This is a genomic window from Staphylococcus sp. HMSC13A10 (assembly GCF_001808005.1).
Classification (GTDB): Bacteria; Bacillota; Bacilli; order Staphylococcales; family Staphylococcaceae; genus Staphylococcus; species Staphylococcus pasteuri.
Genome location: NZ_KV791842.1, coordinates 211,832 through 218,045, shown reverse-complemented (window position 1 = coordinate 218,045; position 6,214 = coordinate 211,832). Strand labels below are relative to the sequence as shown.

Below are 6,214 nucleotides of genomic sequence, written 5' to 3'. Positions count from 1 at the left end.
ACGTAATTACCTTCCGCATCTGTTGTACCTGTTGCTGTTGTGCCGTCTGGGAATGTTACTGTCACTGTTGAACCTGGTTCTGCCTTACCTGTGATTGTTGTATCATCACTTGTTACTGGATTTACTGTCGGTACTGTCGGTGCTGTTGTGTCTGTTACGACCGTTGTTGCTGGGTCTGACTTATTACCGTCTTTGTCTGTTGCAGTAACTGGTAATGTTTCTCCACCTTTCAAGTCTTCATTAGATGGAATATCAATGACATAATTACCATCCGCATCTGTTGTTCCTGTCGCTGTTGTTCCATCTGGGAATGTTACTGTTACTGTTGAATTTGGTTCGGCTTTACCTGTGATTGTTGTATCTTCACTTGTCACTGGATTCACTGTCGGTACGACCGGTGCTGTTATATCTGTCACTGTCGTACTAGCTTCATCTGATGTGTTACCTGCTTTATCTGTCGCGGTAACTGGTAGTACTTCTCCACCTTTTAAGTCTTCATTTGATGGAATATCAATCACGTAATTACCATCAGCATCTGTTTCAGCAGTAGCCGTTGTTCCATCTGGGAATGTCACTGTTACTGTTGAATTTGGCTCTGCCGTTCCCGTAATTGTTGTATCTTCACTTGTCACTGGATTTACAGTTGGTACTTCTGGTGCTGTTGTGTCTGTAACTTCTGTTGTTGCTACGTCAGATTTATTGCCAGCTTTATCTGTTGATGCGACTGATAATTCTTCTCCGCCTTTTAAATCTTCATCTGTTGGAATATTAATAACATAATTACCATCTGTATCTGTTGCAGCTGTCGCAGTATTACCGTCTGGGAACGTCACTGTTACTGTTGAATTTGGTTCCGCATGACCTGTGATTGTTGTATCTTCACTTGTTACAGGATTAATAGTCGGTACACTTCTGGCGCAGTTATATCTGTGACAGTTGTTGTTGCTTCTCCAGATTGATTACCTGCTTCATCTGTTGATGTGACTGGTAACGTTTCTCCACCTTTTAAATCCTCATTTGATGGAATATCAATTGTATAGTTGCCATCGCCGTCTGCATTAGCTGTTGCTGTTGTGCCGTCTGGGAACGTTACTGTTACTGTTGAATTTGGTTCTGCTGTTCCTGTAATTGTTTTATCTTCACTTGTTACTCTATTAACAGTAGGTTGATTTGGTGCTGTCGCATCTGTGACTGTAATATTTGAATCCACAGATTTATTACCTGCTGCATCTTTAGCAGAAGCAGTAATTGTTTCTCCACCAGTGAAATCTTCATTTGCTGGAATATTAACAGTATAATTACCTGACGCATCAGCAGTCGTAACTTGTGTTGTTCCGTCTGGGAATGTCACTGTTACTGTTGAGTTTGGTTCTGCTGTTCCTGTCACTGTAGTATCTTCACTTGTTACAGGATTAATCACAGGTGCGTCCGGTGCTGTTGCATCTGTTACTGTTACTGTTGGTGAAACTTCACTTGTTTTTCCATTTTTACTAGCAGTAGATGTTAACTGAGTTCCTGCTGTTAATGGTTTAGATAATGTTAAGGTACCTGACGTGCTATTCGCTCCTAATGTAACTGTGCCTATCACATTATTATTGTTATCTTTAACCGTAATTGTTGAACCAGCCGTACCATGAACACCAATAGTCGTATCATTATCGTCAACTGGATCCACTAAAGGCGCAGGAACAATTGTATTATCTATAATATTAAATGTATTTGTTTCATCATTATCATAGTTAGATGCATCAATAGCTATTGTGTACTGACCTGCTGCTGATTTAGGGATAGTAACTGAGAAAGTTCCATCGCATTCACAGTAGATGTACCAATAACTTGTCCTGCTGAATTAATTACTTTAGCAGTTTGAGTACCTGCATTTGCTTTTAAAGTGACTGATCCACTTACTTTTGTATCATTAATTGTAATATCGGCTGCAGTTGGTTTACCTACTAATGGTGAAGTTTTATATGTCTTAACCTCATCTCCATCATTTTTAGAGTCATCATCTGTATCTGCATCATTTGGATCTGTTAATGATACTTCTCTTTCATATCTATCTAAAAGACCATCTTGATCATAGTCTTGTAATTCTAAAGAAGATGTTCCTAAAGAGTTATTAATAAGTTGACCAGCATTATCAGTAAGATAACCTGCAAATGTAAAGTCTTCAACTTGGTCAGCTGTAGAAGTAATTAAATTTCCATTTGCGTCATATTGTGCATCTTTAGTCAGAATGTTATTAGCACTTTGATTTAATTTAATAACAATTCTCATACCAATTGGCTCTGGTAATCCATTATTAAATTCAATTAAACTGTTTAAATCACTAGCAGTAATTGTACCATTACCGTTCGCATCTATAGATAGATCTGCTACCTTATTAGATGCATTATAAGTTTTATTAAATCCATTTAAACCATTGTAATCATATCTATCTAATTCAACACTTTGAATAAATGGAATTAAGTCTTTATCGATTTGATAGTTATAACTCCATTGTTTGTTTGAAGCACCACCATAACCAAATGTGCCATTTTTAACGATTTGTTGGTCAACAATAATCGCTCCGTTATCACCAACTTTAGTATCTAAAATAGCTGTACCACTACTTGCTTTAAAATCTTTTGAATTAGCTGTAGATGTATTATTATTTAACTTAACTAAATCATCATCAGTCGATGTAAGGAAATAACCACTACTTTCTGATGAACGTACAATCGTATTGGCAGAAGAGTCTCTAACATAGATTTGATAATTAAGTTTATTATTACTTAAATCTCCTGCTTCATTAAGAATATTTTCAACAGTATCATCTAATTCAATTTGACCACCAGCTGCTGTTTTATTAGCTAAAATTTCAGCGCCACCAAATAAACCACCGTTCGCACGAATATAGTTAATCTCCCAAATATTAGACGGTGTGCCATCATCATTTTTCAATCTCGTAAATGTGACCGGATTGCTACCACCAGCTTAATTTACAGATATTTTAGTAACATGATCTGCAATTTTAGAGTCTAGATTTAAATCAATTTTATATCTAGAACCTGAGTTAGAACCTGACATATATGCATGAATATTAAATGGAATTGATGTACTATTTTTAACTGCGTCAGAATCTAAAGCTTCAGGATCAAATACTAGTGACGCAAATGTATAGTTATCAGAATAATTTAATGATTTTTGTGCTTTTTCGTCACCACTAACAGCGGCAGCAAGCATTCTAGGTGTAGCCATTGCGCGCATAAATGTTCTAGTTCTAGGCTGAGTAGCTAATGTTTCTGTGCTCTTTTGTTTGTCTACCATTTCTTTTAAAGCAGCTTGTAATACAGCTTGATTGATTTCTTCATCAGTTGCTTTGTTAAAGTCTACATCTGTATTTTTCAATATTTCTTTTGCTTCAGTTGTTGAAACTTGATCATTTAAAAATGATTGCACTGCTTTTTCTTTATTTTTAGATTTCGCTAATTGTTTTGTTAATTCAGTAGTTTCTTTTGCTGTTGTTTTATTTGTTTTAGTAGACTTACTAGAATTTTTAGATGTTGTTTCTTTTTTGCTTGATTCAGTTTTTTTAGTTGATGTTTTATCAGTAGCCTTTTTAGTTGTTACTTTTTTAGTATCTTGTTTAGATGTCGAATTTTTAGTTGTTGCTTTAGTTGTTTTTCCTTCTGTTTTAGATGTTGTTTTATTGGAAGTTGTTTTGTCTACATTTTTAGTTGATGTTTTATCTGCAGTATTATTCTTTTCTGAAGAGGTTTTATCTGAAGTCGTTTTATCTGAAGTTTGATTTTCTTTAGAAGTAGAATTAGTTTCACTATCTTGTTTATTTATAGATTCATCGTCTTTATTTGACTCTACTTGTTTGTCATCTGTAGATGTTGTTTTGTTCTCAGAAGTTGCTGACTCTGTTGTAGATTCATCTTTTGTTGTCGATGCTTTTTTGTTTGAGTTATCAATTGTGTTTTGTTCAATACTTGAGGATTCTTGTGCTGATGTTTTATCTGAAGAAACGTTGTCTGAATTCGCTTGTTCGGTACTTTGCTTATCGCCAGTATTATTTGTTTTTTTCTCCTCTACATCTTTATTAGTTGTAGTAGTTTGTTGGTCACTATTAGCATTGTCTGTTTGAGTAGCTGTTTTGTCTGTGGCACTCGTTTCTGTACTATTTGTTTCATTACTATTAGTGAGTTCTGTTATATCAACAGGTTCACTTTTATCTTTGTTGCCATCGCTATTTTGAGCAGATGCATTATCTAATTCATCTGCTCTAGCTACATTTCCTGCTCCAAATACTAATGTTGCACCTATTAATAGTGATGCTGTTCCTGCTGTGAATTTTCTAATTGCATATTTATTTAGTTTGTGTGGTAAAAAGCCTTGTTTGTTCTTCATTTATGAATCACCTCATATATTTTGCACAATTTTAATATTGTATATACATATAATACTTAATTGATTTACTTTTTACAAATGTTACAAAACTATATATCTGTACAATTTTTATCCAAATTTATATTTATCATTTTTTAGTAATAATATGAATAAATATATAAAATGGATTTGACAAAACTATTTTGTACGCAATTAAGTTTGTCCAAATTTCAATTAATACAGATATACATTTTATGTTTTATTTTTTATATGCTTTCTCTATTCAATAATAAAATTGTACTTTGATAACTTTCCTTTATCCGGATATATGATTTATAAACCCGAATAACCAAAATCATTTTCGATTATTCAAATTTGTTAAAGTAATTTTTCAAAATAGCAGTTATTACTTCAAGTTGAGTATCATATCTCATCAATTTCATTACACAATTAAAAAGGGAGTTAGACAGAAATAATATTTTCCTAAAATTTATTTCGTAGTCTAACCCCGGCAAGGTTGACTAGAATTTAAAATAAAGTATCACTACTATTTTTAAATAGTTTAGTGATACTTACACATTTGCTTTAGCTAAGGTGTTCCACTAAGGATTACATGAGTTAACACTCATGCATAAGTAATTCTAATTTCTAAAGAAAAAGAATTACTTTATCAGTCAACTACTGCCAATATAAAATTGTAGCCTGAGACAGTTATTTATCCCAGGCTACAACAATTCTATATTTTATTTCATCATTTTTATTTTCTAATATCATGAATACGTGACATTTGATTCATACGTGTTTCAGCAAAATGTTGTGAAGCTTCTAATGGTGTCTTATTTTGAGATTTAGCTATATCGAATATATGTTTAACAATCTTATCGATACCTTCAATACTTTCTGTCGCACGCGCTTCATTGTAACCATTTAATTCGTCAGCTGTATTGATTACACCACCACTATTAACAATATAGTCTGGTGCATATAATATACCTTTTTCTTCTAACATTTTACTATGTTTATTTTCATCTTTTAATTGGTTATTCGCTGAACCACATACGGCTTTAACTTTTAATTGAGGAATAGTATCATCATTTAAAATACCACCAAGTGCACATGGTGCGAAAATATCCGCTTCTACTGAAAAGATGTCATCTGGTTCGACAAATTGTGCATTAAATTCATCAACTGCTCGTTGTGCGTTATTTTTATTGATATCAGTCACAATTAACTTAACTCCGTCTTCATGTAATAAGCGACAAAGTTCATATGATACGTGACCTACACCTTGGACGGCTACTGTTTTACCTTCGAGTGATTCACCATTAAATTGTTCCATAGCCGTACGTTTCATTGCTATATAAATACCATAAGCAGTCATTGGACTAGGATTACCTGCTGATCCAAATGATTGACTAGTACCACAAACATATGGTGTTTCTTTATAAATTAAATTCATTTCATGTTCAGATGTACCAACATCTTCTGCTGTATAGTAACGACCATTTAATGTATTAACATAGCGACCTAATGCTCTATAAAATGCTTCTTCATCTTCTTTATTAGGTGAACCCATCACTACTGTCTTACCTCCACCAAGGTCTAAGCCAGCAGCTGCATTTTTATATGTCATACCACGTGCTAAATTCATAGCATCTTCTATTGCTTCTTCTTCAGAATTATAATCATTTCTAACGCGGCAACCGCCTAATGCTGGTCCAAGTGTCGTATCATGAATACAAATAATTGCCTTTAAGCCTGTTGCTTTATCTTGGCAAAAAACCATTTGTTCATAGTCTTCTTGTTCCATAGTTTCGAAAATCATTAAAAATACCCCTCT

At 33.7% G+C, this 6,214-nt stretch carries 5 protein-coding genes; all 5 read right to left on the bottom strand.

The genetic code is table 11. The features are described from left to right. Window positions 1–869, bottom strand: an 869-nt coding sequence (locus tag HMPREF3125_RS03295; RefSeq protein WP_256278062.1) for an Ig-like domain-containing protein, incomplete at its 3' end; no start/stop codon positions are given. Window positions 870–886: 17 nt separating this feature from the next. After that, a complete protein-coding gene (locus HMPREF3125_RS03290; RefSeq protein WP_070451947.1) occupies window positions 887–1,675 on the bottom strand; it encodes an Ig-like domain-containing protein in 789 nt (262 codons plus the stop codon). A gap of 80 nt (window positions 1,676–1,755) precedes the next feature. Continuing rightward, complete coding sequence (locus tag HMPREF3125_RS03285; RefSeq protein ID WP_070451944.1) at window positions 1,756–2,943, bottom strand: hypothetical protein; 1,188 nt, start codon at window positions 2,941–2,943, stop codon at window positions 1,756–1,758. Window positions 2,944–2,976: 33 nt separating this feature from the next. Next, window positions 2,977–4,395 (bottom strand): YSIRK-type signal peptide-containing protein, encoded by a 1,419-nt coding sequence (locus HMPREF3125_RS12430; RefSeq protein WP_083279969.1) that lies wholly within the window; start codon window positions 4,393–4,395, stop codon window positions 2,977–2,979. A gap of 736 nt (window positions 4,396–5,131) precedes the next feature. Beyond that, window positions 5,132–6,199 carry a Leu/Phe/Val dehydrogenase gene (locus tag HMPREF3125_RS03275; RefSeq protein WP_017637023.1) on the bottom strand — a complete coding sequence of 356 codons (1,068 nt, stop codon included), beginning with the start codon at window positions 6,197–6,199 and terminating at the stop codon, window positions 5,132–5,134. Window positions 6,200–6,214 lie beyond the last annotated feature (15 nt).

What these genes read in the sequence shown, in the direction of transcription:
- HMPREF3125_RS12430 (WP_083279969.1), bottom strand. Translation starts at nt 4,395, where the DNA reads ATGAAGAACAAACAAGGCTTTTTACCACACAAACTAAATAAATATGCA.
- HMPREF3125_RS03275 (WP_017637023.1), bottom strand. Translation starts at nt 6,199, where the DNA reads ATGATTTTCGAAACTATGGAACAAGAAGACTATGAACAAATGGTTTTT.